This window comes from Rossellomorea sp. H136 (assembly GCF_056838065.1).
Genome location: NZ_CM166371.1, coordinates 385496 through 411893, shown reverse-complemented (window position 1 = coordinate 411893; position 26398 = coordinate 385496). Strand labels below are relative to the sequence as shown.

At 42.0% G+C, this 26398-nt stretch carries 21 protein-coding genes, 1 pseudogene and 1 other annotated feature; of the genes and pseudogenes, 9 read left to right on the top strand and 13 right to left on the bottom strand.

Annotated elements, in window-relative coordinates; all coding sequences use genetic code 11:
• Nucleotides 1–112 precede the first annotated feature (112 nt).
• Nucleotides 113–796 carry a GntR family transcriptional regulator gene (locus ACYH0O_RS02145; RefSeq protein WP_482630934.1) on the top strand — a complete coding sequence of 228 codons (684 nt, stop codon included), beginning with the start codon at nt 113–115 and terminating at the stop codon, nt 794–796.
• Nucleotides 797–850: 54 nt separating this feature from the next.
• Here ACYH0O_RS02145 and ACYH0O_RS02140 read toward each other — a convergent pair whose 3' ends face one another.
• Both ACYH0O_RS02140 and ACYH0O_RS02135 read right to left on the bottom strand, forming a co-directional pair.
• The gene (locus ACYH0O_RS02140) at nt 851–2407 is read right to left on the bottom strand and encodes an ABC-F family ATP-binding cassette domain-containing protein (RefSeq protein ID WP_482630933.1); all 1557 of its coding nucleotides are present in this window, start codon (nt 2405–2407) and stop codon (nt 851–853) included.
• Nucleotides 2408–2510: 103 nt separating this feature from the next.
• A complete protein-coding gene (locus ACYH0O_RS02135) occupies nt 2511–3626 on the bottom strand; it encodes an NAD(P)/FAD-dependent oxidoreductase (RefSeq protein ID WP_482630932.1) in 1116 nt (371 codons plus the stop codon).
• Nucleotides 3627–3872: 246 nt separating this feature from the next.
• Nucleotides 3873–4083: a binding site (T-box leader), on the top strand.
• Between the two features lie 84 nt (nt 4084–4167).
• On the opposite strand from ACYH0O_RS02135, the gene ACYH0O_RS02130 reads away from it, so the two are divergent.
• Entirely contained in the window at nt 4168–5511 is a 1344-nt protein-coding gene (locus ACYH0O_RS02130) for a sodium-dependent transporter (RefSeq protein ID WP_482630931.1), read from the top strand.
• A gap of 47 nt (nt 5512–5558) precedes the next feature.
• Here the strand turns inward: ACYH0O_RS02130 and ACYH0O_RS02125 are convergent, their stop codons facing one another.
• Nucleotides 5559–6080, bottom strand: coding sequence for a superoxide dismutase family protein (locus ACYH0O_RS02125; RefSeq protein ID WP_482630930.1), 522 nt, complete (start codon nt 6078–6080; stop codon nt 5559–5561).
• A 375-nt stretch (nt 6081–6455) separates the two neighbouring features.
• Between ACYH0O_RS02125 and ACYH0O_RS02120 the strand changes: the two genes are divergently transcribed.
• Nucleotides 6456–7418, top strand: coding sequence for a S8 family peptidase (locus ACYH0O_RS02120; RefSeq protein WP_482630929.1), 963 nt, complete (start codon nt 6456–6458; stop codon nt 7416–7418).
• A gap of 225 nt (nt 7419–7643) precedes the next feature.
• Here ACYH0O_RS02120 and ACYH0O_RS02115 read toward each other — a convergent pair whose 3' ends face one another.
• Together ACYH0O_RS02115 and ACYH0O_RS02110 are read right to left on the bottom strand one after the other, a co-directional pair.
• Nucleotides 7644–7883, bottom strand: a complete 240-nt coding sequence (locus ACYH0O_RS02115) for a YkuS family protein (protein ID WP_113968558.1) — start codon at nt 7881–7883, stop codon at nt 7644–7646.
• 61 nt (nt 7884–7944) lie between these two features.
• Nucleotides 7945–8100, bottom strand: a complete 156-nt coding sequence (locus ACYH0O_RS02110) for a hypothetical protein (protein WP_187443187.1) — start codon at nt 8098–8100, stop codon at nt 7945–7947.
• A 147-nt stretch (nt 8101–8247) separates the two neighbouring features.
• Between ACYH0O_RS02110 and ACYH0O_RS02105 the strand changes: the two genes are divergently transcribed.
• Nucleotides 8248–8685 carry a ferritin-like domain-containing protein gene (locus tag ACYH0O_RS02105; RefSeq protein WP_149154496.1) on the top strand — a complete coding sequence of 146 codons (438 nt, stop codon included), beginning with the start codon at nt 8248–8250 and terminating at the stop codon, nt 8683–8685.
• 35 nt (nt 8686–8720) lie between these two features.
• Here the strand turns inward: ACYH0O_RS02105 and ACYH0O_RS02100 are convergent, their stop codons facing one another.
• Nucleotides 8721–10982: a helicase C-terminal domain-containing protein gene (locus tag ACYH0O_RS02100; RefSeq protein WP_482630928.1), complete on the bottom strand. Its 2262-nt coding sequence runs from the start codon at nt 10980–10982 to the stop codon at nt 8721–8723.
• 100 nt (nt 10983–11082) lie between these two features.
• Here ACYH0O_RS02100 and ACYH0O_RS02095 point away from each other — a divergent pair, with 100 nt between their 5' ends.
• Entirely contained in the window at nt 11083–11682 is a 600-nt protein-coding gene (locus ACYH0O_RS02095) for a YczE/YyaS/YitT family protein (RefSeq protein ID WP_482630927.1), read from the top strand.
• Between the two features lie 49 nt (nt 11683–11731).
• On the opposite strand, the gene ACYH0O_RS02090 is transcribed toward ACYH0O_RS02095, so the two are convergent.
• Nucleotides 11732–12988: an ATP-binding protein gene (locus tag ACYH0O_RS02090; protein WP_482632481.1), complete on the bottom strand. Its 1257-nt coding sequence runs from the start codon at nt 12986–12988 to the stop codon at nt 11732–11734.
• A 207-nt stretch (nt 12989–13195) separates the two neighbouring features.
• Nucleotides 13196–14245: an ATP synthase beta subunit C-terminal domain-containing protein gene (locus tag ACYH0O_RS02085; RefSeq protein ID WP_482630926.1), complete on the bottom strand. Its 1050-nt coding sequence runs from the start codon at nt 14243–14245 to the stop codon at nt 13196–13198.
• Nucleotides 14246–14510: 265 nt separating this feature from the next.
• Between ACYH0O_RS02085 and ACYH0O_RS02080 the strand changes: the two genes are divergently transcribed.
• The gene (locus tag ACYH0O_RS02080; protein ID WP_148995071.1) at nt 14511–14837 is read left to right on the top strand and encodes a cyclic-phosphate processing receiver domain-containing protein; all 327 of its coding nucleotides are present in this window, start codon (nt 14511–14513) and stop codon (nt 14835–14837) included.
• 117 nt (nt 14838–14954) lie between these two features.
• Nucleotides 14955–16025 carry an aromatic acid exporter family protein gene (locus ACYH0O_RS02075; RefSeq protein WP_482630925.1) on the top strand — a complete coding sequence of 357 codons (1071 nt, stop codon included), beginning with the start codon at nt 14955–14957 and terminating at the stop codon, nt 16023–16025.
• Nucleotides 16026–16363: 338 nt separating this feature from the next.
• Here ACYH0O_RS02075 and ACYH0O_RS02070 read toward each other — a convergent pair whose 3' ends face one another.
• Nucleotides 16364–17530 carry an acyl-CoA dehydrogenase family protein gene (locus ACYH0O_RS02070; RefSeq protein WP_482630924.1) on the bottom strand — a complete coding sequence of 389 codons (1167 nt, stop codon included), beginning with the start codon at nt 17528–17530 and terminating at the stop codon, nt 16364–16366.
• Between the two features lie 1438 nt (nt 17531–18968).
• Nucleotides 18969–20378 carry an alanine/glycine:cation symporter family protein gene (locus ACYH0O_RS02065; protein WP_482632480.1) on the bottom strand — a complete coding sequence of 470 codons (1410 nt, stop codon included), beginning with the start codon at nt 20376–20378 and terminating at the stop codon, nt 18969–18971.
• A 227-nt stretch (nt 20379–20605) separates the two neighbouring features.
• Between ACYH0O_RS02065 and ACYH0O_RS02060 the strand changes: the two are divergent.
• A pseudogene (locus tag ACYH0O_RS02060) lies at nt 20606–20843 on the top strand (alpha/beta-type small acid-soluble spore protein).
• 43 nt (nt 20844–20886) lie between these two features.
• On the opposite strand, the gene ACYH0O_RS02055 reads toward ACYH0O_RS02060, so the two are convergent.
• On the bottom strand, nt 20887–21531 hold the full coding sequence (locus ACYH0O_RS02055) for a uracil-DNA glycosylase (protein ID WP_482632479.1): 645 nt from the start codon (nt 21529–21531) through the stop codon (nt 20887–20889).
• A 126-nt stretch (nt 21532–21657) separates the two neighbouring features.
• Between ACYH0O_RS02055 and ACYH0O_RS02050 the strand changes: the two genes are divergently transcribed.
• A complete protein-coding gene (locus tag ACYH0O_RS02050) occupies nt 21658–22080 on the top strand; it encodes a pyridoxamine 5'-phosphate oxidase family protein (protein ID WP_482630923.1) in 423 nt (140 codons plus the stop codon).
• A gap of 506 nt (nt 22081–22586) precedes the next feature.
• Here the strand turns inward: ACYH0O_RS02050 and ACYH0O_RS02045 are convergent.
• Both ACYH0O_RS02045 and ACYH0O_RS02040 read right to left on the bottom strand, forming a co-directional pair.
• A complete protein-coding gene (locus tag ACYH0O_RS02045; protein ID WP_482630922.1) occupies nt 22587–24368 on the bottom strand; it encodes an ABC transporter ATP-binding protein in 1782 nt (593 codons plus the stop codon).
• Nucleotides 24361–26049 (bottom strand): ABC transporter ATP-binding protein, encoded by a 1689-nt coding sequence (locus ACYH0O_RS02040; protein WP_482632478.1) that lies wholly within the window; start codon nt 26047–26049, stop codon nt 24361–24363. The genes ACYH0O_RS02045 and ACYH0O_RS02040 overlap by 8 nt, the downstream gene beginning before the upstream one ends.
• Nucleotides 26050–26398 lie beyond the last annotated feature (349 nt).

Here is a 26398-nt window from a genome sequence, read left to right as displayed (position 1 = left end):
GGCTGATCCGGTCAGGTGTCATTTTAAGAATTTGGGGACACCTGATTTTGGATCAGCCTTTTTTTCGTATATGATAGACATTATGAAATAATAGATTGAATGGATGATGAACGTGAAGAAGAGACAAACCGCAGAGTTTAGAGTCTATGGGCAACTGAAGGATGCCTTACTTGCCAGAAAGATCGCTCCGGGAACCCAGCTTGTGGAACAAATCATCTCTCTGAAGATGAATGTAAGCAGAACTCCCATCCGACATGCGTTGAAACGACTGGAAGCAGAAGGACTTGTTCAGATCATTCCGAATCGAGGCGCATTTGTCGTCCACCCTACAAAAGAAGAGATTATATCATTCTTTGAATTAAGGAAAGAACTAGAATTCCTTACTGTCAAATACGGCCTCCCAAAGGTGAAAAAATCGCATATGTCAAAGCTTTATGCGTTTCTTGAAGATGAGCAGGAAACCTACAAACAAAAGAATCTGTTAAAATACGTCGAGCTCAATAAACAGTTTCATTTATTTCTCGCAGAGGTCAGCGGGAATAAATTCCTGATACGATATATGGATGAAATGCTTACTCAGTCTAACGTCTATCTGTTTTTATTTGATGTGTTTTATCATGTTGAACCAGGTGAGAACGTCCGTTTTCGCGAACATGAAGAAATGGTAAAAGCGATTGAAAACAAGGATCAGCAAACTTTGTTGGAACTGATCGACCTTCATATGAAGCATAGTTTTGATGATTTACGATTGGAGGATAATGGGTATTCCTCTCTTGAATCTGTTTTAGTAGATTAATACGTGCAAAAAGCCGGTTCCCACTTGTCTTTGCGAGGGAATCGGCTTTTACAATTAGAATAATTTCGTTGTCCAGTTTTCACAGTTCCATACTTCTGTCGCTACATCCTGATAGAATTCAGGTTCGTGACTGATTAGAAGAACGGTGCCTCTGTATTCTTTAAGGGCCCGTTTCAATTCTTCTTTTGCCTCAACGTCTAAGTGATTGGTAGGTTCGTCGAATACAAGGACGTTCGACTCTTTGTTCATCAATTTACATAGGCGGACCTTCGCTTTTTCTCCACCGCTCAGCACTTCTACCTTGCTTTCGATATGCTTTGTCGTCAGGCCGCATTTCGCCAGGGCAGCACGCACTTCTGCTTGATTGAAGGATGGGAACTCATTCCACACCTCTTCAATACACGTGTTATTATTTCTTGTCTTGATTTCCTGTTCAAAATAACCGATATGAAGATAGTCTCCCAGCTCCACTGAACCTGAAATGGGTTTGATTTCTCCCAATATACTTCGTAGTAGAGTCGTCTTCCCGATACCGTTTGCTCCAGATAGAGCAATCTTCTGACCGCGTTCCATCTTGAGATTGAGTGGTTTGGACAATGGTTCCTCATAACCGATCACAAGATCCTCCGTTTCAAAAATGACCCTGCCTGCGGTTCTTGCCTGTTTGAAATGAAACTCAGGCTTCGGCTTTTCGGCAGCCAGTTCAATCATATCCATCTTATCTAGCTTCTTCTGACGGGACATCGCCATGTTTCGAGTTGATACTCTCGCTTTGTTACGGGCAACGAAATCCTTCAATTCGGAAATTTCTTGCTGCTGTCTCTTGAAAGCTGACTCAAGTTGCTGCTTTTTCATTTCATGGACGCGTTTGAATTCATGGTAATCTCCCGCATAACGATTCAGCTCTTGATTTTCCATATGATAAATAAGGTTAATGACACTATTTAAGAATGGAATATCATGTGAGATCAGGATAAACGCATTTTCATATTCCTGCAGGTAGCGTCTCAACCAATTGATATGCTGTTCATCGAGATAGTTGGTCGGCTCATCGAGTAATAGAATTTCCGGTTTTTCCAGTAATAACTTAGCCAGTAAGACTTTCGTTCTTTGTCCTCCACTTAAATCGTGAACATCCTTATCCAAGCCAATATCATCTAATCCCAGACCTCGCCCAATTTCTTCTACCTTTGCGTCAATAATATAAAAATCATTATTCGTAAGGGCGTCTTGAAGAGTCCCGGTTTCTTCCAGCAATCCTTCCAACTCTTCTGAAGATGCCTCTCCCATTTTTGCAAATAACTCATTCATTTCAGTTTCCATGTCAAAAAGGTATTGAAAGGCTGTTTTCAACACATCCCGAATCGTCATTCCCTGCTTCAGCTGCGCATGCTGATCTAAGTAACCGATACGGATCCGCTTCGCCCATTCCACTTTTCCTTCATCAGGCTCAAGCTTTCCTGTAATGATATTCATAAATGTAGATTTTCCTTCTCCATTGGCACCGATCAAGCCGATATGCTCACCCTTTAACAAACGGAAAGAAACGTCATTAAAAATCGCACGGTCTCCGAAACCGTGAGTCAAATTTTGAACTGATAATAAACTCATATTGTAAACACCTTTTCTTTATATACTAAAATTCGCTCCCTTTATTATAAGGGTCATAACGCTTAGAAGATAGAGGGAAATAAGCTGGTGTTTTTTTCTTCCTTTACTCGATGGCCCCTGCTACATCATAGTCAGCAGGATCCAGTTCAGTAGGTTCACCGAGTGCAAGCTTCGCAAGCTCAGAACCAAGATATGGGCCGACCGTCAGTCCGGAGGCTCCAAGTCCATTCCCTACTAGCACCCCGGGAAGTCCGGGTATCTCTCCGAACACGGGGAGAAAACCCGGAGTGAATGGGCGAAACCCCACCCTCGTTTCAATCACTGTACATTCATGGATGCCAGGTGCCACTTCCATTGCTTTGTGAAGGACTTCATGCAAACCACCTGCTGTCACCCGACAGTCGAACCCCATATCATTTTCATGTGTGGCTCCTGCTACGACTCTTCCCTCAGGAAAAGCAAGAAGGTATTGGTCATTCGGCGGCATGACAACAGGCCACTCACTCGTTTCTTCTCCCTTTACCTCTAAATGAAGAATTTGCGCTTTTTGGGAAGATACCATAAAGGTTATTCCCAACGGTTCAAAAAGTTCCTTCGCCCAAACACCTGCCGTGACAATCACTTCATCTGCTTCAAGCTTTTCTTCATCTATTGTGATGCCTGTGATCCTGTTATGTTTTTTCAGAAGATTGGCATCCCCTTGCCGGAATATCGCCCCGTTCTTTTTGGCTCCATTAATAAGTGCCTGTCGCATCGCTCTTCCATCAACTCGTGCAGCCCCACTTACATGAACAGCTTGATATTCCTCGGATAGAAGGGGGAAATGTTGACGTGTTTCCTTAGCCGAAAGAATAGTGAGTTCACCGATTTCAGGTGCATCCTCCCGGCGTTTTTCCGCTCTCTCCACCATTTTTCGAAGCTTATTTTCATCGGTATGAAGGCTGATCGCCCCTACACGCTTATACCCTGTTTCTGTTTCCCCGTCTGCTTCCAGCTGTTGAATGATGCCCGGATAATACTTCGCCCCACCTTTGGCAAGCCGATACCACACTTTATTCCGACGTTGTGAAAGCCACGGACAGACAATCCCCGCTGCGGCATCGGTTGCTTGTCCAGAGTCTCGACGGTCAACTATTGTCACGTGCGCTCCTGCCTTAGCAAGATGATACGCCGTAGAAGCACCAAGGATTCCAGCCCCGACAACAATATATGATTTCATTTAAAACACCTTTTCATTTCGTTTTTTCTTTATTTTACTTGAGAAGAAAGGGGAACTCAATGGAGGTGCGGTTTTCCAGGACTGTGAGCTTGTTTTACCAGGTACAATTTGACCTTTGTACCTGGTAAAACTAACATCATGACAACACCAAATACCACCATAAATTCCAGACAATTCTCACTACTTTTTTCGAAATAGATTGACAAGTTGTTTTGATTCATGATAAAAATTGTATAACCTAATATTGAATAAGCTTTGATGGAAACAAGTAGCGAACATTTCCCTGTTAAAGAGAGCCGGTGGTTGGTGTGAACCGGTACAAAGATGATTGGTGAATTTCGATTCCGGAGCTTCTTTTGACGAGATCAAAAGACGGTTAAGGCCGTTATGTGTGAAGAGTGATGAGAAACGTTTCTCATAACTAGGGTGGTACCGCGATATCCAAATCGTCCCTACGATATGTAGGGGCGATTTTTTTATGTTGTTTGGCATCGGCCCCCCACACGTCAATAATAAACAAAAAATAGAAAGGAGAATGAGAATGAGTCAACGCGAACAATGGTCATCAAAGATTGGCTTTATATTAGCGGCAGCAGGGTCTGCTATTGGATTGGGGGCAATTTGGAAATTCCCTTATATCGCTGGTCAAAATGGAGGTGGAGCATTCTTCCTGATCTTCATTCTATTTACTTTATTACTCGGACTTCCATTACTACTGGCTGAATTCTCCATCGGACGGACAGCCGGGAGCAATGCCGTTGATTCGTATCGAAAAATCGCCCCCGGTACGCGCTGGCACTGGGTCGGGATTCTTGGGATGATTACATCCTTTATCTTACTTTCCTTCTACAGCGTGATCGGGGGATGGATTGTTGTTTATTTATTTAAAGCCATTACGGGTCAATTGAACAATCTTTCCTCGGATCAATATGCAGAAGTATTTGGTGCAACGATATCAAATCCTGTAACCAGCGTGTTCGTTCAATTCCTTTTCATCTTGATGACTATCTTCGTGGTTGCTAAAGGGGTTCAAAAAGGTATTGAACTGGCAAGTAAAATCATGATGCCGGCATTATTTATTTTATTTTTTCTTTTGGTCGTTCGAGCAGTAACCCTTGATAATGCCATGGAAGGAATCACATTCCTGTTGCAACCTGATTTTTCAAAGGTGACATCACAAACGATATTAGAAGCGATGGGACAGTCTTTCTTCACGCTAAGTGTGGGTGTATCGGTGATGGTGACATATAGTTCTTACCTGCCGAAAACACAGAGCCTGCCAAGATCAGCAATATCCATTGTAGCTATGAATATCTTCATCGTACTGTTAGCAGGCTTGGCCATTTTCCCGGCAGTCTTTGCCTTTGATTTAGAACCCGGGGCCGGCCCGGTACTACTGTTTAATGTTTTACCAACCGTGTTCAGTCAACTTCCTTTTGGGATGTTCTTCTTTATTGCATTCCTTGTCCTGTTCTTGTTCGCTGCATTAACATCTGCATTCTCCATGCTCGAAATCATTGTTTCGGTCATTTCAAAAGGAGAACCTGAAAAGCGCAAGAAATGGTCTTGGATCATCGGGCTTGCCATCTTTGTTTTCGGTATTCCATCGGCATTATCATTTGGGATACTTGGGGATATCACTCTATTCGATAAGACCATTTTCGACTTGGCTGATTTCGCTGTCAGCAATGTGCTGCTTCCGATTGGAGCACTGCTTATTGCATTGTTCGTACCTATGAAAATGAAGAAAACTGCACTTTACGAAGAGTTGAAGCAAGGAAGTGGATTGAAGCGGGGATTATTCGAAACCTGGTTCTTCCTGATCCGATATGTGGCTCCGTTGCTAATCGTCATTGTAATGCTTGATGTATTGGGTCTATTCTAAGAAGATAAAAAAGGGTCGACCTGTCTATAAGGTCGACCCTTTTTTCATTAGACCCCATACCCCATAACAATTCCGCATGCGAGCCGTTTACCTGCATCTCCTGAGGGTTGTGACCTGTAGTCATCCGGGCTTTGGTGGATGATGACCCCTTTGCCTATGACATCTTGCACTTTGAATTTATTCGTAAAAAACGAAATTTTAGCGTATCCGTCATTTGAGAATAATACAGGGAAATCACCCGCGTGATTACCATGAGGCTGATTGGTCGGATTCCAATGTCCCCCGGCAGAAGAGAAAGGTTCCTTTGGATCGCCTACTTCACAGACTCCCTTTTCATGTATGTGAAATCCATGAGGACCGATCGGATTTTGATCACCTTTTCCTTCCTTATATGATGGTAAACCTGTTACCTCTGCATATACTTCCACCCCATTTTGCACTTCCCGAAAAAAAACATACCCTTGCAATCCTGGTGCTAATGGACCTCCCTGTATTTGAGCGAAGGCCATGCTTGGAGCGTTTCGATAATACGAATAACCAGGATGGCCATATTGATAATAATTCATCATTGGTTCACCTTCCTTCAAGACATTTTATGTTGAAAGTCTGGGTGACATGATGAAAAAACCAGAACTTCACTTTTTAACCAAACGTTTGTTTAACCTTTGAAAACCTTGTCTACTCAATAGTTCATCCTCTCAGTCAAACGTATGTTTAAATTTTCGCTGACACATTAATCGCTACGTTGGAGGTTCTCACCCATTCTTCCATTGAATACTCCCTTGGAATTTTCAAAAATCCCCTCCCCTATGCTTAAAGAGGTGAAAATATGATTGGTTTTATTTCCCTACTACTATTATCACTTTTCATTTTGTCCAAAAAATGATATATTTTCAGAAACTTCAGAGTTTTTACTACACATTACCATTTTAGGAGGGATTGATATGCAAGGTGAAATTAGGTTAATTCCATATTTCATGGACGAAATGATTGTTGATGCAAATGAAATTCCTAAAGGTGTTGATTTAATCCAAGCTCCTAGTATGTGGAAGAATGGGTACAAAGGAAAAGGAACGACAATCGCTGTCCTGGATACAGGCTGCGATATGAACCATCCTGATCTGGCAGGGAAAGTGAAGGGATTCCGCAATTTCACCGACGATGATAACGGTGCTGAAGATAACGTTACTGATTATAGCGGACACGGCACCCATGTGGCGGGTACGATTGCTGCAAGTGAAAATGGTGATGGGGTTATCGGGGTTGCGCCACTGGCCGATTTATTGGTTATTAAAGTACTGGCAGGCAGCCGTGGGAGTGGAAAATACGATTGGATTGTGAACGGCATTCTGTATGCGATCGAACAAAAGGTGGACATCATCTCCATGTCATTGGGTGGCCCCACTGACCACAAGCCTTTGCATGAAGCGATTCAAAAAGCGGTGGATGCAAATATATCAGTTGTTTGTGCAGCAGGTAACGAAGGTGACTCGAACAGCAGCACCGATGAGTTTTCTTTTCCCGCTTGTTACAATGAAGTGATTTCTGTAGGAGCCATCGACCTTCAAAGAAAATCTTCTTACTTTACGAATTCCAATAATGAAGTTGACTTGGTGGCACCGGGTGAACAAATTTTGTCTACCATTCCTGGTGAAAAATACGCTAAGCTCAGCGGTACCTCCATGTCGGCTCCACACGTGTCCGGAGCATTAGCCCTCATCAAAGAATTCGAGCAAGTATCTTTTGACCGTAGACTTTCAGAAACCGAAGTGTATGCACAACTCATTAAACGCACCGTTCCACTCGGATACCCAAAAACATTGGAAGGAAATGGTCTGTTGTTTATATCAGCCCCTGACCTACTGAGGGAGCACTTGAGAAACCAGCCGCTTGCTCAGATTGGGTGACGGACATTAAACTAGTTGATTTTTGGCTCATTTCCACCTGAATGAAAAGAACCCCCGGCATAAATGTATATATGCCGGGGGTTCTTTTCACATGCGACCTTTCAGCTTTGCTGAAAGGCGAGTGATACGGACGCTTCACTCGAATGAGCCAAAAATCGTGCACTCTCTATTCTAATTACTATGCTACTGAAAAAGAACAGCCATCAATGACTGTTCTTTTTTCTACTATTGTAATCTGCTCTCAACTTGCTGACATACTTCATCAGCACTTAGTCCACTTGCTTCAATAACGGATCCTTGAGTAGCTACGTTTTGAATCCCCATTACATTAGAATCCATCCCTGTCACTACGCAGCAGTCACAGCCGTTTGCGTCTGTTTCCTGTTTTAATTCAACGACGTCATGCCCCTTTTCACGTAAGGCTTGCACGACGTTTTGTAAGGATTGTTCAACACCAATTCTCATGCCTTTACACCTCCTGGTTCTACATATAGGTTTTTCTTTCGGTGAAAAAGATATTCGTCATTTATTTTTTATTTACTTGTTTGCCACTTTTTTTCTGACTTTGGCCTTTTGAATTCCCCACCTGAATATCAGATCCGAATTCTACATCATTCTTAGCCTTTTGCTTCGCCAATTGTTCTGATGTTTGGTCCATACTCTTCTTTCCCTGTTTAGACATCCTCATCCCTCCTCTGACTTTTATAGAATTAGAATCCCCATTTCTAGGCAAAATATTTGAAGGGCATTCGATTACTTCCAGAATGTTTATTTTTCACTATGCCGGGTAAATACTCTATATAACAATAAATAAAAGGGTGGTATTCAAATGGATGACGCGAAATTAAAAGAATTAATTGATGGATTAAATGAAGATTTAGCGAATGAATATGCTGCAGTTATACTTTACACAAACTACGCTGCTGTCGTGAGCGGCTTATATCGTCAAATCTTAAAGCCTTTCTTCGAAGATGAAATTCCGGATGAACAGGGTCATGCTCTATACTTAGCCGAAAAAATTAAAACATTGGGCGGAGATCCGACGACCACTCCGGCTGCCGTGAAACAAACAGATAATGTGAAGGAAATGTTAGAGGAAGGCCGTAAAGCTGAAGCTGATACAATTGAACGCTATAAGATACGTAAAGAGCAAGCAGAAGAATTGGGTCTCGTCGAACTTAGCATCAAGCTAGATGACATGATTGCAGATGAAACCCATCACCTAGAAGAATTCGATCGCTTATTAAAGGATCCTTCTTTTAACTAATATACGAAAAAGACCGCTATGTCAGCGGTCTTTTTTCATGTGATGATTCGATAACCCTTCCATTCTTCAAGCAGTAATGACTGATATTTCGGTGACAGATAACGATCGTCGATCAGTCTGAGGACCCCCGTATCCTCTTCTGAACGGATGAGTCTTCCCCCGGATTGATATACTTTATTTAATCCCGGGTAGACATAGGCATGGTTGAATCCATTTAACCCCAGTTCATTAAAATAGTCCTTAATGATTTCATGATCCCTGCTTAGCTGAGGCAGCCCTACTCCTACAACAATTACACCCTTTAATCGATCTCCTCTCAGATCGATACCCTCTGAGAAGATGCCTCCCAATACGGCAAATCCAATAACCGGACAGTCTCTGTCGCTTTGGTACTCGTTTAAAAATTTCTCTCTGTCTACTTCTTTCATATTAGGCTCCTGGATGATGAATTCTGCATTCATTGTATCCTGATTCATTTCCTCGAAGGCTTGTTGCATATAGGCGTACGACGAAAAGAAGACCAGATAATTCCCTTTATTCTCATTGAACGCTTCTGTAATGGAACATGTAATCGAGGAAAGGGTTCTTTCTCTGTCCTTAAACCGGGTTGAAATCGGATGGATCCCAACCTGCCATTGTTCTTTTTCAAATGGTGAAGGAATCAGAAACCGATAATCCTCTTCACACCCACCCAGTTGCTGAAAATAGTACGAAAAGGGGTGAAGCGTAGCTGAGAAGAATACTGTTGATTGAAACGACCTCGTTATTTGTTTAATTAGCTTTGAAGGATCAATGCAAAATAGTTTCACTTCTACATCTTCAGGCGTTTGATCGATCACAAAGCGATGTTCATCAGAAAAGAGGTTGGAAATCCTGATAAAATTTAATGCACCAAAGTACAATTGAAGAAAATCCTCAGACCATTTCCCTTCCGATTCTCCCAATAATTTTTCTGCTATCTCAACAAAACTTTGCACCTTATCAACTAACTCTGTATCCATCTCATTTCGCACATCGCCTCCTTGTTCTTTTTTCAAACGGAGGAATTGCTTATTAACCCCGACAATGCTTTGCTTCAAGGCCACATATTCCGGATACATTCTTTTGATTTCTAAAAAATCGGATTTCCTCAGGGTGGCTGAATACATTTCCCGACCCCTGCTAACAAGATTATGTGCTTCATCAATGAGTAGAGTCGTCTTTTTCTTCCCTTCATCACTTATTCTTTTTAATGAAACTTTTGGGTCGAAAATGTAGTTATAATCACAGATGACACCATCGACTAAGTAGGCGAGGTCGATTGAAAATTCAAACGGGCACACACGGTGCTTCCTGGCGTATGTTTCAACGATCGGACGGGTGATGATGGTTTCGTGCGTTAAAATATCAATGACCGCACTGTTTATTCGATCATAATAGCCATTCGCAAATTCACAATACTCCTTCTGACAAATCGTTTCTTCTTGAAAGCAGATTTTATCTTTCGCCGTAATGGTAATCGCCCTGTGCGACAATCCTTCCCGTTCTAAAAGAAGCAACGCCTCCTCTGCGACAGTACGGGTAATCGTCTTGGCAGTCACATAAAACCACTTCCCATCCGTCGCTTTGATCATAGGAAATAAGGTTGAAATGGTCTTCCCTGTTCCCGTTGGGGCATTCGCATACAAAGACCTGGATTCGGCGACCGTCTTATAAACGGCACCAGCAAGCTTTTTCTGCCCTTTTCGATAGGTTGGATAAGGAAATCCAAGGTCTGGGATACTCTTTATTCGGTTTTCCTGATTGGTGAGTAAAAGGGAAGCAATTGGAGTATACGCAACCAGGGTCTTGTCAACGATGTGTCGGAGCTCTTCCATTGTATAAGTACGGGTGAAAGACTTCGTTTTTTCAGATTCTACCTCTATGTAGGTAAGCTGCACGCCAATACCCTTTAGCTGCCTTTCTTTTGCCAATAAGTAAGCGTAGCACTCACCTTGAGCCCAGTGGACACGGGCACCTTCTTCGATCTGCGCTACAGGTCTTGCCGTTGATTTAATTTCTTCTACGATTACTTCCCCATTTTCATAATGGATCCCATCGCAGCGGCCTTCCAGTTGATAGACAATGTCCTCCACCACTCTTTCTCCTTTTAAAAAGACTTCTTTCTCATCACCTTCTTTGTATTCTTTCTGTAGTTTTTGATGAAGCCTTGTTCCGATGGTCATGGAAGAACGGGCTTGAAACCTGACATCTATGCTTCCTTCTTTATACACGAACTCCACTAATTCCCTTATTGAAATCTTGACAGTCTTCTTCATGTGACGTCTCACCTCTTTCTTACCCATACAAATTATCATTCTAATTTTTTTCAGTGAACATATATATTAGACAAGCTTTTTCGAACGGAGGATTCGGGGAATGAAGGCAAGATTCATTTTTTACTGTATAGGATTACTCGCATTATCATTAGGCGTTTCACTTATTATTAAAGGTGATTTGGGGGCGGCACCCTGGGATGCACTGGCCGTTGGTGAATCTACTTTGTTCAACCTTTCAATCGGGACATGCATCTTCATCAATGGATGTATTCTCATCTGTATAAACGCTCTGTTATTAAAGGAGGCCATTCAATGGTTAGCCGCCCTCTCCATCTTCGTCATCGGGATGATGGTTGATTATTGGATCACAATCGGCCTTGAAACGCTTGAACCGCTCGGATTTGTTCAACAGTTGTCTCTTGTGCTGACAGGTATATTGCTACTAGGCATCGGAATCTCCATCTACCTTCAAGCCAAGCTTCCTTCCAGTCCGATGGATACATTTATGGTGGCGATTCATAGACGGTTCGGCTTAAATTTACGAAATTCCCGTTTATTGAACGAGGCGATTGCTATTACGTTAGCCATGGTGTTTCATGGAGCGGTCGGCATCGGAACGGTGATTGTCGCCTGTACGCTTGGATTTATTATTCATATCTTCTATCCTATCATGGAACGTATGTACGGGAAATGGAGTTGATTGACTTTTTATTTTGTCTTGTTGTCCATAAAAAAACACTTAGTGATTCCTAAGCGTTTTGGTTGTTCATATATGTATTGGGGAGATTGGAATCAAATTTTGCAACCTTATCACTTTTCAACGGAAGATCGATTGTAACGACTGTTCCTTTATTAACAATGCTTGAATAATGGATATGACCGCCCATGGCTTCGATGATACGCAGGGACACCGAAGTTCCCAATCCAGTACCTTGGACTTTTGTTGTAAAAAACAATGTCCCTATTCGGGCGATTTGGTCTTTGGTCATCCCTTTGCCTGTGTCTTCTACGGTGACGATAGCTTGTGTATGGGTGACTTCTAAATTTACGCTTACGTTTCCTTGAGGCGGCGTCGCTTCAATGGCGTTTTTTATAATATTGACAAATGCTTGCTTCAACTTATTTCTGTCTGTCAAAAGAAATCCATCTTCTTTTAGTACCGCTTCAAGGTATACCCCCTCTTTAAGGGCATACGCATTCAAGAGGACCGTGACATCTGAGAGCACCTCTTTCACATTGATTTTCTCTATCTTTTCGAACTCAGGTTTGGCAAAATTCAAATAATCGTTGATGATTTCCTCTGCCCTTCCTAACTCACTCAAAACGATTTTCAAATATTCCTCATGTGTCCCTGTTACTTGCTTCTTCATTAATTGAAGGAATCCCTTGACGACGGTTAGAGGATTTCGCACTTCATGAGCAATGGAAGCAGCAAGCTCTCCCAGTGTATTAAGTTTTTCAGATTTAAGGATCTCTTCACGAAGCAATCGCTTTTCAATCATCCACTCATTGAGTTGTGCAGCTACACCGACCCCCAACACCTGGATGCCCCCGAATATAAGGACGTAGATACCCATTTCTTTATTACCCGAAACAGGAACACCCGCAATGAACGCGAATGAAAGAAGAATCCCAAGCATCACGAGTGCTGGCCAAAATCCAAGTAACACGGCAAACGTTACCCGTTTCTTTGGTGGAAATGTCCAGAATCGATTTGAAATCAGGAAAGGAAGTGTACCCGCAAGAAACGCACTTACAAACCCGAAAATGATGGCATCTCCGCCGTTAATGATCCGTGCGGTTAAAATAAATACAAGAACAATGACCCCGGCTTTTCTTCCTCCATATAGCATTGAAAGAACCAATGGAATGTAGCGGAAATCCCAATACAATCCGAAACTTTCATAAGCGAATATTAAACACATAAACGCAGCAATCCCATGTAATACACCGATGAAGACAGGCGATTTCCCGAGCCTATGGTTTTCAAGAAGGGAAGTTTGAATGAGAACAGGAGCCAATATAATCAATACATGTAATAATAATTTCTCGATAATCATCGATTTGTCTCCCATTAAAATATAGTCATTACTTTACACATACGACAAAATTCTCGTAATTCCTCTTTCATCTCCCACAAAATCAAGAAAAAAGTAACAGAAAAGGTACGGACCTTGAGCGTTGCTGTCGAAGTCCGTCTCCTAAGTGAAATCCTAATTTAGTTTACCTTTGTAGGTGAGATCTTTTGGTTCAAGGTGGTTGTATTGTCCTTGGAGTATTTGTTGAATGTCTTGGATGGTCTGTTGGATTTGCACGGTTTGCCCTTTTGTTTTGGTGAATTCTTCTGCCACGTAGAACGGTTGGCTCAAGTAGGCTTCCAGTCGCTCACCTATCTGAAATAGATTGAGATCTGCTTCTGGTATTTTATCTTTACCGATTGTATTCATGAGGACGCGAATTTCTTTGTAGCGTCTTAGCAGCTTCTTCGCTTTCTTATTAATTGTCGTGTGGCTTGAGTCCAGGGCGTCATCTTCAAGTAAAATCGACGTAGACTGCACTGGGTGGATGGCTGGGTACATCCCCCGGGTAGAGAGATCTATATCGAAGTAACATAAGGTATCAAGTGGACCGAACGGGTCCTCTTCATCCACTGCTTCACCGGTGGGATCAAATAATACAGTAGTGATTTCTGGATAGCTCTCTCCTTCAAATCGTTCCCTCAATTCATATAATTTCCCTGAAACTATATAGGAACGATCAACATATAGGAGAATTCTGTCTTTATCCTCAATTAGGCTGACTTCTCCATAGGCTTCATCAATCGAGTGGCATTTCGCATCAACAAATCCTTCAAGGTCACTCAAACCAGGATAAGTTTTATCCGGCGTCAATAAGATCGATTGATATCCTTTTTCTTTCAGCACTTTCGTCATTTCCGCTAAAACAACAAATTGACCAACCTGTGATCTCGCCACGAACCCATTCGTTCCACCTTGGACAATCGGGGCAAACAAATCGAGAGGCTTGATTCCCGTTTCAATCATGGTTAATTTCCCTCCTTGAATAATTAATTCATCCAGCGTGCAATTGGCCAAATTCGCTAATGTGACAATCGTCTTCACTTCGGCACGTCCTACAGAAATTTTGCCGGTACATAGATTGGATACCGTTGCAGGTCTTAAGCCTACTGTTTTGGCAGCTGATGTTAGATTGGGTACACGCCGCCGCAGCAATGAAACATTCAACCTTATATTCTCTTTCATGGTAAATATCCCCTCCTTACTTTATAAGGTAATATATTTTACTTCTAAAAGCAACAAGTTTTATCGTTAAAACGTAATTTTTTTACATTTAGAAGTAATTTGTAGTCATTTCCCTCTTTCTGTTAGCAATTCCATAAAGATTAAACCCCATAACATAACAAACAAATTACAATTATATTTGTAATAAACATACTATTGACCTATATAAGTATTTGTCCATCTCTGTTAGGCTTAAATTAAGTCAAATGACGAAAGAAGAATTAATATGACAGTAAATGTATTTTTAGATGATTACCGCCACTGTCCTCAAGGGTACATTCTCGCGAAAGACATCGATGAATGTATTGACCTGCTTCTGAATTTTTCTATCGCTCATCTTTCATTGGATCATGACTTAGAAAGCAAGACCCGTAATGGATTAATGCTCGTACATTATATGGTAGAAAAGCAGCTATTTGCAGAACGGATCACGATTCATTCCGCCAACTCTGTTGCAGGCAAACAAATGTTCAAGTATTTAAAAGAGGCTCAGAGTGAACACAAGATGCCTAAATCAATCAAGATTATGTTACGACCTTTACCTCTAAGATAAGTTAATATATAAAAAAGAACTGTTCCGGGAACAGTTCTTTTTTTGTCCATTCATTTCAATTGGGTTTTTCTTACTTTATAATGAAGGCGACAGCAATTTAAAAAAGAGGGTTATATTATGGAGTTTCTGAAAAAATTTCAATTTGTCGGAGGCAGAATAGCCAAAACAGGTATCGCCGTTTTTTTAACGGCTCTTGTGTGTGAGCTTTTAAATTGGCCAGCGACTTTTGCCGTCATTACAGCCATAGTCACAATCGAGCCCACAGCCGCCAATTCAATCAAGAAAGCATTCATTCGTTTTCCCGCTTCGGCGATAGGAGCACTATTTGCGGTGATCATTGCTTCTACATTCGGGGATCACCCCATTACATATGCGCTGGTCGCACTTCTCACAATCATCACCTGCCACAAGCTCCATTTAGGGGCAGGCATCCTGGTGGCTACATTAACAGGGATTGCCATGATTCCCACCATACACGATCACTATGTAGCTACCTTTTTCATTCGCCTGGGCACGACCACCATCGGACTGATTGTGTCCACATTAGTGAACTTGTGGATCCTTCCACCAAAATACTCGAAAACGATTACGACCAAGATTCATAATCTCTATTTCAAAACGGGCAACTTATTAGAAAAGAGAGGCTCTGAAGTTCTTCAGAATCACTCTCTTCACCGGGATACAAAATTGATTTTCAATGACATTTTAAGAGACATAGAATCGGCGGACACCCTTTGCGAATATCAAAAGGAAGAATGGAAGCTTCACCGCTCCAGTCGTGAAGAATTGCGCTATTTCCATTATGAATACAAAAAACTTAACCTTTTAAGGCAGATCCTATTTCATATTGGGAACTTAATTTACTTACCTGTTCAGTATTCATTCAGTGAAGAAGAGAAAGGTCGTATCTTACATGCGACTCAATCTTTGAAAGGGATCATGCATCATCCATCGTTTCACATAACTGAACAACATTTCACTCTAATGAAAGATTTACTCGAGGAATTCTGGGACGACCATGAAGGACTACATACAAAACCCTTTCAGTCCATGAAGCATCACTTTTCCTGTGAAACGGTCATGCTGTACGAATTACTATCCATTCATGACCTTTTAGAGGAGCTCAGTGAAATACATGTGTTAGAAGCCCAGCATCAAACCGTCTTGGAGAAAACGTTACACCCATAGACACTAATAAGAGCTGGGACAAAAGTTTTTCATCCTAAGTCAAACCCGAACAAACCTGCTTCTTAGTGTGCAGAGTTGTTCGGGTTTATTATTTATTTTCGAATCATTTGATTTCAGCTGTTTCCAGCGGTTGATTGGAGTGCAAGACGAAGACTCCTGCGGGAAAGTAGCTTATGTGAGACCCCGCAGGCTTGCCGAGGAGGCTCACGGGCTACCCGCGGAAAGCGTAGTCTTGCACGGAAATCATTAGCGGTATGAAGAACCTACACTTCTATTGTCCGTCTTTTTATCGTGGTTTTTTAGTTTTGTCCCAGCCTCTTTACCTTTCTATTGAAATCTTATTTCAAAGCTTTATTCGCTAACATTGCTATCACCATATCATCCATTGGCGGATTGTGAAGACCGGCCCTGACATCACGATAATAACGCTGCATCGGGTTCGAGCGGAAAAGACTTTTTGCTCCAACAATTCTCATAGCGATGTCCACAATGTGAAAGGCGCTGTTTGTTACAACATGTTTTACAGAAGCAAGCTCTGAAGCCATGTATTTCCGTTTTTCTGGCTCCTTTACCCACTTATCAGCTACTGAATAGAGAATTTGTCTAGCCTTAAATAGTTCCAATTCTATTTCACCAATTTTCCGTTGAACTTCAGGTGCATCCTTGATTGGGCCCGGCAGACTGTTTGGTGAATAGTCCTTCGCAAATTGGATGGCATAGTTGCGTGCGGCAATCGCAACACCTATATAGCAAGCGGGTATATGCAGGAGCCATGCTTTAGGAAGATCATTCTTCCCTCTTGGATTTACACTATCACGTTCGACCAGGGCAGAAGATGGGAGATGAACATCGGTGAGAACGAGATCATCACTGCCAGTTCCTTTCATGGAAATCGTATCCCACGTTTCTTCAATACTTACTCCTTCCAGCTCATGATTCACCAAGAAGAATCCTTTCTCTTCGGTGTCCCCAATTGTTGCTGATACTAAAGAATAATCCAGAATTCTCGCCATAGAAGTAAAGGATTTCCTCCCGTTTACATTCCAACCCCCTTCCGTTTTCACTGCTTTGGTTTCAGGAAGTCCTCCACGAGTGGGGCTCCCCGTTGCCGGTTCGGATGCTGCCCGGTTAATGAGAGCGCTGTTTGCTAAAATTTCCTCACAAAGTTCCTTGAACACCCCTTCATCCCACGTCCGGTTTTCAGTCAGTTCCATCAATCCCCCGAGATGCCAGCCAATGGACAAAGCCGTTGCCGCGTCCCCTGTAGCAAGCCTTTCTTGAATCATCACTAGCTCATATAAGCTGATTTCTTCTCCGCCGTACTCTTTAGGAAGAGATAATGTTCCATATCCCTTTTTCTTCAGGTCGTTGAAATTTTCATAAGGAAATTCATCTTCCCTGTCATATGCTTCCCCTCGTTCAGAGAACGCATCAGCCAGTTCACCAGCTAGATCAACCAGCTGTCTTTGGCGGTCATCCTGAACATAAGGTTCATATAAGTCCATTAAAACACCTCCTGATTACCAATCTATTCTTCTATTTATCATAATCAATTTACATGTCTAACTCAAAGATATTGTTTACTAAACTGATCGGAATAAATATTTACTTTTATCCGTATAAATCTATTTTCAATAACCAATCTAATAGTAAGATATCTCGTCATCCTTTTAGGAGGGAATCACCGCCGTGCATAAAAGAAATAAACTTTACATACTTATTCTGATGCTCATTTCTTGGGTATTCCTCTTACTAGCAGGAAAAGAGAGCTTAAAAAAATATTTACCTGCCTCTATGTTTATGTCATTACTCGTTTATTCAGAAAATGTTTTCGCAGAAAGAGTAAAATGGTGGACCATCACTACCAGGCTTTTCCCAAAATTGAATGGCATTATGCCTTTTGTGATTGGGGTTTTTTTGAGCGGTTCTGTTTGGATCCTCAAATTCACCTATAAAAATTTTTATCTTTATGTATTGGTCAATTTCCTTGTCGATACGTTCTTTACATACCCTTTCTACTCCCTTTTCAAAAAACTCGGTGTGTGGAAGCTAATCCGATTAAAGCAGTATCAGCTATCACTCCTGTTTTTTGTTAAATCATTACTTATGTATGCGTTTCAGAAGTATATCGGTGATCGGTTTTATTCGAGGTATTTTATATGACTCTTTTCTTAAGGTTTGTTGCTTTTTAGATGTGATAGTGTGATAACAGGGACCGTTTCTTCCCGCTCCAGGCACAAGATTCCCCGGGGAGGAAGTCAAGCCTCCTCGGGCTTTTGCCCTGCGGGGTCTCGACGAATGTCTAGCTCCGGCGGCTAGCCCCTCGAGGTCATAAGCTAAATGGACCAAGAAGGCAAAGAACGCCTTCTAGGCCCATTCATCTTATGCTTGTCGGGGCTGTGCGAGCCGCCTCCGCTTTTCGTATCTTTCCTCTATTTCCCGCAGGAGTTAAGTGCCTTCCGCTACAATCCACTCTGTGCTACTACATTCTTACGGCCTAATTTTCCGGAAAGATAAACACAAAAAAACTAATATTATAGTAAAGGTGATTGTGACGGCTCAATTGGATAAAATGTAATTGTAATTTGAATTAGAAACCACAACTCTTCAAGAGCTAATTTTTAAAGTATAAAGCTTTATATAATGGGTGTTCTCTAATTGACCGTTATCCTAAAAGCACTGTTCATCACATTTCCATAAAGATTGGAGGGGGATTGCAAGACTCCTGCGGAAAAACGAGCGAGGCAAGACCTCGGAACGTATTGAGGAGGCTTGACCATTCGTCCTCGGAAAGGGAACGAATCCCCCTCCAATCTACCGATATGCTAATTGAACAGGGCGAAAGCACTCAATAATAGCGATTAAACAACCATGGTACGAAAAGAGTATTAGAGAAACCGAAAAAACCTGCTGCCCAGATAGGCAACAGGTTCCTTTTATGGATTAAGACGCATTTTCTTTATCTTCTACTTTATACTCCTGCTCCCAAAATTCTGCATTTTTGATGCCGAGCTTTGTAGAGTTAAAGACTGGATCAAGACCTTGCTTCTTCTGCTCTTCATAATCCTTGAGTGCTTTTAAAGCAGGCTTGGCAAGGATAAGTATGGCGATCAAGTTCAGCCACACCATGATTCCTAGTCCGATATCACCCAATGCCCAAGCTAAAGCGGCTTCTCTCACTGCTCCATAGAATGTGGCACCAAGCAGGACGAACTTTAAGATGGTCATCGCCACTTTTGAATTCTTACCTCTCAATAAGTATGCAACATTCGTTTCGGCCATGTAATAGTAAGCCATAATAGTTGTAAATGCAAAGAAAAATAATGCGATCGCGACAAATGATGCTCCGAACCCAGGGATCACTGATTCAATGGCTGCCTGTGTATAACCAGGTCCCGCTTCAATTCCTTCTAAATTGTTCGCAAGCATTGTTCCATCAGGAGCTTCTGTATTGAAGGATCCCGTAAATAAGATCATGAACGCTGTTGCCGAACAAACCAAAAGAGTATCGATGTAAACGGAAAATGCTTGAACCAATCCTTGTTTAGCAGGGTGGGAAACCTCTGCAGCCGCTGCAGCATGTGGTCCGGTACCCTGACCTGCTTCGTTGGAATAAATTCCGCGTTTCACTCCCCAAGATACAGCCATCCCGATGATTCCACCAAATGCTGAATCAAAGCCGAATGCACTCTTGAAGATAAGAGCAAAAACTGCTGGGATTTCAGTAATATTCATTCCTACAATGATAAGAGATAGAAGAATATAGGCAATCGCCATAAATGGGACTACGTAAGAAGCTACTCCAGCGATACGTTTGACTCCACCAAAAATGATGACCCCAATTAACACCACAAGACCGATTCCCGTTACTGTTGTACTGAGACCAAATGCATTTTCAAGTCCTAATGCAATGGAGTTCGATTGAATTCCAGGCATTAAAATACTCATCGCAAGCAATGTAGCCAGCGAGAAAAGAACGGCATACCATTTCCAACCGATCCCTTTTTCAATATAATAGGCTGGCCCTCCACGGTATTCCCCATCCTGCTTTACTTTGTAAATTTGAGCCAGAGTGGATTCAATGAAGGCACTGCTCGCACCGATGAATGCAATCGTCCACATCCAGAAAACGGCCCCAGGACCACCGAAAGCGATAGCCGTTGCAGTACCGGCGATGTTCCCCGTCCCGACACGTCCTGATAACGACAACGCCAAAGCCTGAAATGAAGATACACCTGCTTTGGAGCTATTACCCTTAAACATTTGAACCACCATATCTTTAATCAACCGGACTTGTAAAAACTTCGTTAAAATAGAAAATAGTAAGCCTACACCCAAACAGAAGTAAATCATGACCGGAGACCAAAGTATTCCTACCAATTTGCCAACTAATTCTTCCACGGCATTTCCCCCTTTTCTTCACAAAAATTATCTAACTATTAAGAATTATATTTTATTTGACACAAATTAGACAATCTTTTTTTTATTCCTCTACTTTTAAAAAGGTACAAAAACCCTTATAAGACAGGACTTCGTACTACAAAAAAAAAATCAGGGCAATCTAAAAAAGAGGTGATATTATGTCGAAAAGAAAACTGCTTGTACCTGAATCCCGGGCTGCGATGGATCAATTGAAAGCAAGAATATCCGGTACACAAGATCCTAAAGAAGCGAAGTATGAGATCGCCAAGGAACAAGGTATTCCTTTATAATGGAAAATTAACGTCTGAGCAAGCTGGAAAAGTTGGCGGAAGAATTGGCGGTAACATGGTGAAGGAGCTTGTGAGAATGGCTCAGGAAAATTTAAACAAAAAATAGTTTAAAGAAGGCTGACACTTAAATAAATGCCAGCCTTCTTTAGTTATTTCCCCCGGAGGATATCTTTCAACTTTTCCAGGTCTTTATAGATTTCTTTTTCTAATGAGCGATTGTAGAAAATCGATGCAGGATGAAAGGTCGGAAAAATGGAGTAGCTTTCCTCGCTCATGATCCATTCATTTGAATCGAGATCTTTTAACCGCCTGACTTTAGCGTGAATCAGCCCGCCATGCTTTTGTGATATCGTGTACTGATTCCCCAATAGTCTTTGTAATCCGATATTCCCCAAGGTTACAAGCTGTTTTGGCTTAATATGCTGTAGCTCATAATCCAGGATCGGAGCATGGGCCAACTGTTCTTTACGATTCGGTGCCCTGTTATACTTCTTCTCCACGATCTCATTCTCCCCTACTTTCTTAGGGACAATTTTATAAGGTCTGCTTCTGACCGTTGAGGTAAAATAAATGTCTTCCCTTGGAACCTCCAGATACCGAAAGTACTCATCCAGCACTTTTCCTGCCCGACCACTAAACGGCATTCCATTATGAATCTCGGTTTCACCTGGAGCTTCTCCTACAATCATGATCGTCGGCTGCTCCGGGCCGCGTCCGTATACAAACCCCTCACAGGGATAAGGCTCCATCCTTTTCTTACAGATATCGACTAACTCTTCCGGTATCACGCTCATCATCCTTTGTTTCTTTGTTATTTCTGTTATTCCCGGACAGCACCCCAAATACACCTTCCCATGTTTATTTCACCTTAATAAAAGGAATAGTATGGATATAATGAATCTTTAAAGGAGATGGATTGTGTGTCACAAGCTGAACTGAAACAACAAATCTTAAAAGTGCTCGATGAAAGCAAAGTAGGGACACTGGCAACGGTTAAAAATAATAAACCTCATTCCCGTTATATGACGTTTTCACATGATGAGTTGACCCTATATACGCCAACAAACAAGGAAACCCATAAGACAAATGAAATTGAGGACAATCCTAATGTACATATCCTTCTTGGTTACGAAGGAGAGGGATATGGAGATACCTTCGTCGAAATCGAAGGTCGCGCCTCTATTGAAGAGTCCACTCACTACAAGGAAAAACTGTGGAATGACCATATGAAAAGATGGTTTGAAGGTCCGGACGATTCGAATTACATCGTCTTAAAAATTCAACCCGTCAGCATCCGCTTAATGAACGATGATGAGGATTCGCCGCAGTCACTTGAATTTTAATCAAAATCCCCTTGACACGTTTTAATATTGATGTTATATTTAATTATTGTAATCTTGTAACATACATTAAAACGATAGAGAAGATAATTCGTAATTCTATTCTGTTTTGATTTAACAACTTATTCACACTGGATCGGCTTCGGAGCCGTTAGGATGTAAGAGAGGTAGGGCTTACGTCGTTTAGGTATATCAAACGACTCAAGGAATTGCCCGCGGCTGTTTATTATCTGCAAACAACGTTCAAGATATAAATATATTACTTGTGATGTTGCAAGTTACAGAGTTGCCTTTATCCGATTAAGGCAGCACCAAAGGGATTGCTAACGGGATGATTAGCCCCTTAAAGAAAAAAACACCTCAAAAGTACTGACTTTTGAGGTGTTTTTTTATGTTCTGGATGAATGGCGTTCGTATTTCCCTCTGTTTCGCAGTCGATTCCCAATTTATTTTCAAAACTACTACTTTTATTTTCAAAATCCGAATTCCCGCGCAGATTCACTCAACCATCAGCCGCTCTCCCTCAACTGACTATGATACAATCCATGATAGAACCCTTTCTGCTTGAGAAGCTCATCATGAGATCCCCGTTCAATGATCCTTCCTTGATCGAGGACCAGTATTTGATCGGCCTGGCGGATGGTGTTAAGACGGTGGGCCACCACTACACTTGTTCTCCCCTTCATCAATCGTTTGAGGGCTTCCTGAATCTTTAGCTCTGTAATCGTATCGATGCTACTCGTGGCTTCATCAAGAATAAGGATGGACGGATTTGAAAGGATCGCTCTTGCAATGGATAATAATTGTTTCTGTCCCTGGCTGATCCCACTGCCATCATGTCTTAATAAAGTATCGTAGCCCTCAGGCATTTTCTCTATGAAGGAATGGGCATTGGCCAATTTCGCCGCATCCCTTACTTCTTCATCGTCCGCATCGAGTCTGCCGTAACGGATATTGTCTGCAATCGTCCCTTGAAACAGGAAGCTATCCTGCAGGACAAATCCCATTTGCTGACGAAGGCTCTTTCGTTTAATGGTTTGTATATTCTGATCGTCAATCTCAATGGTGCCTTCATTCAGTTCATAGAAACGAGACAGCAGATTGGTAATCGTAGTTTTACCTGCTCCTGTCGGTCCGACCAAAGCAACGGTCTCACCCGGTGTAATAGTGAAGGATACATCCTGAAGAGTTTGGTCCCCTTTTTCATAGGAAAAGGATACATGCCTAAACTCCACTTTCCCTTCAACGGAATCGATTTCCACGGCGTCCTGCTCATCCTTCGCTTCTTCCTCTTCATCTAAAATTTGAAAGACACGCTCAGCACCGGCAATGGCTGATAATAACGTGTTATATTGGTTTGCGAGCTCATTCAACGGACGGGTGAATTGACGGGCATATTCAGCAAAGATCACAATCACTCCAATGGTTATCATACCATTTAATGCGAAGATCCCTCCGACTCCGGCAATGACGGCAAAACTCAAATTGTTCAACACATTCATAAGCTTCGGGATGAACCCGGAATAGGTATCAGCCCAATAAGCAGCCGTTCTCAATCTTTGATTTTTTTCTCCAAAATCCTTTATGGCAGCATCCTCACGGGAGAAGGTTTTAATGATGCTATGCCCCGAAATCGTCTCTTCGATATAGCCGTTTAGCTCTCCGATATTTTGTTGATATTGTTTAAACAAACGTCCTGTCCTTTTCGTAATCCACTTCATACCGAGAGCCATCAGAGGTACGATGGTTAATGTGATCAAGGTAAGCAATGGACTGAGCCAGAGCATGATCGTGACGGTCCCTACTAACGTCAGGACACTGGATATGATTTGAATGAACGAGCTATTCAACGTGGCACTTACATTATCAATATCATTTGTCACCCTGCTCATTAACTCCCCATGCTTCCGTTTATCAAAGAAAGGGATTGATAGTTGATGCAATTGATGGAAAAGGTCCTTCCGCAAGCGATAGACTGTATCCTGGGCCACACCGATCATCCAATAATTTTGGAACCATACGGACAGGGAATGGAAGATGTACACGGCTATTAAACCTAAAACAAGCCCAATCAATCCGGAAGTTTCTTTCGTTACAATGTATTCATCAATCGCTTTTCCCACTAGAAAAGGTCCCAGTAAAGCAGCTGCCGAACTGATGAACACCATTAGAATGACGAGATACAGGATCACTTTCATTTCGGAAAGGTAGTTCCAAAGACGACGCAGCGTCCCTCTTGCATTTTTCACTTTATCGTTTTTCCCCAATTTCTTTCGCACATGCCTAGACATGATGTATTTCCTCCTCTCCGAATTGAGATTGAAAAATCCTCTTATAGAGAGAGGAGTCTTCTAATAGGGAGGTATGGGTCCCCTCTCCGATTAACACTCCATCTTCCAAGAGCAGAATCGTATCAGATTCCATGGCCGTACTTATTTTTTGGGTAATGATCATCGTCGTACATTCGTATTGCTTGAGGGCTTGAAGCAGCTTGGATTCTGTTTTCAAATCCAAAGCACTCGTACTATCGTCCAGCAATAGGATCTTTGGTTTGCGAATGAGTGCTCTCGCAATCGACAGACGCTGTTTCTGTCCTCCTGAAAGGTTGACCCCCTTTTGACCGAGTACTGTATCATATCCATGGGATAGATTCAGGATGGTCTCATGGATTTGGGCATCCTTTGCAGCTTGGATCATCTCTTCCCTGGTGGCATCTTCTTTTCCCCAAAGGAGGTTTTCTGATACGGTTCCAGAAAACAATACTGCTTCCTGGGGCACGTACCCAATATTTTTCCTTAGATGATCCAAAGAGATGGAGCGGATGGATTGACCGTCCAGTTCCACAGACCCTTCAGTCGCATCGTACAGCCGTGGAATGAGTTGGAACATGGATGTTTTACCGGATCCGGTTGCTCCCAGGATCGAAACCGTTTCGCAAGCCTCCACTTTAAACGATACGCCTTCTAGCACCTTCCCACGGGTTGAAGGGTATTGAAACGACACATTTCTAAATGTAATCTCTCCATTCACCACTGTGTTTTCCTGTCGTACTTCCTCTCCGTCTTTCAAATCAATCTCGGTTTGCAGAACCTCTTCTACCCTGCCGGCGGAAGCTCTTGCCCTTGAAAAGCTCGTAATGATAAATGAGAAAATTGAAAAAACAGAAGAGATTCTCGTAACATATGTGACGATCGCTACGACTTCTCCTACCTTTGCTCCTCCTGAGGCCACATCTATACTTCCGAACCACAAAACAGATAGGAGGGCCAGATTCATCACGAGCATCAAAAGCGGCATGATGATTTCCATAAAACGAAGAGCCCTCACAGTTCGATCCTTCAAATCTTCATTTGCACCATGAAATCGGCTTTCTTCATACTTGCTTCGTGTAAAAGCTTTAATTAACCTCATCCCGGAGAGGTTTTCCTTCATGACCTCGTTTACTTTGTCGAGTCGGGATTGAACTCTTTCAAAAAGGCTCCATCCCCGCTTCAGGACCCATAACAGGAACATCCATAAAACCGGTATCACGATTAATAATATAAGGGCAAGTCGAACATTGACGATGAGTGCCATGATCGTTGATCCGACAACAAGCAGCGGGGCTCTTAGCATAATGCGTAAACTCATGAAGATCGTATTCTGCAACTGCCTTACGTCATTGGTCATCCTGGTGATCAAGGATGATGTCGGGAGCTTATGAAAGCTTGCAAAGGAAAACGACTGAATCTTTTTATATAAGCTTTCCCGCACATCATAGCCAAAGCCCTGACTCGTATGAGCGGCGAAAAATGAATTCGTCAAGCCTGATATAAACGCGAGGAGAGACATCCCCACCATAATGAAGCCCCATTTCATCACCACATCCAAGTCTCCATTCATGATTCCTTCATCAATAATCCGTGCCATAAACAGCGGATTTAATAGTTCAACAGCAAGCTCTACCAGCATTAAACTCCAGGCAACCGCCATGGCAATACGGTAAGGCTTTAAAAAACGTATGACTTTCAAATGAACACCCCTCCGACAAAAAGCTTCCATTATGTATATATGTATCATCATATCGTTTTTTTATGCCGGGTGGTAGTTGGAAGTGTTCATGCAGAAGTTGAAGGTCATTCTCGTAGGATTTTCAATTCTATATCAATAATCCCTAACAAAAAAAAACACACGATCTAAAAGGACCGTCGATGTTCTCCCTTCAATTATGGAAATTGTATAATGCTAATACTTATCTACCAATAGATTTTTTTCAAAATCTTATAAAAAAAGGGAGTCTTAAGTAATAGAAAACCCTTAAGGCAAAGCACCTTAAGGGTTT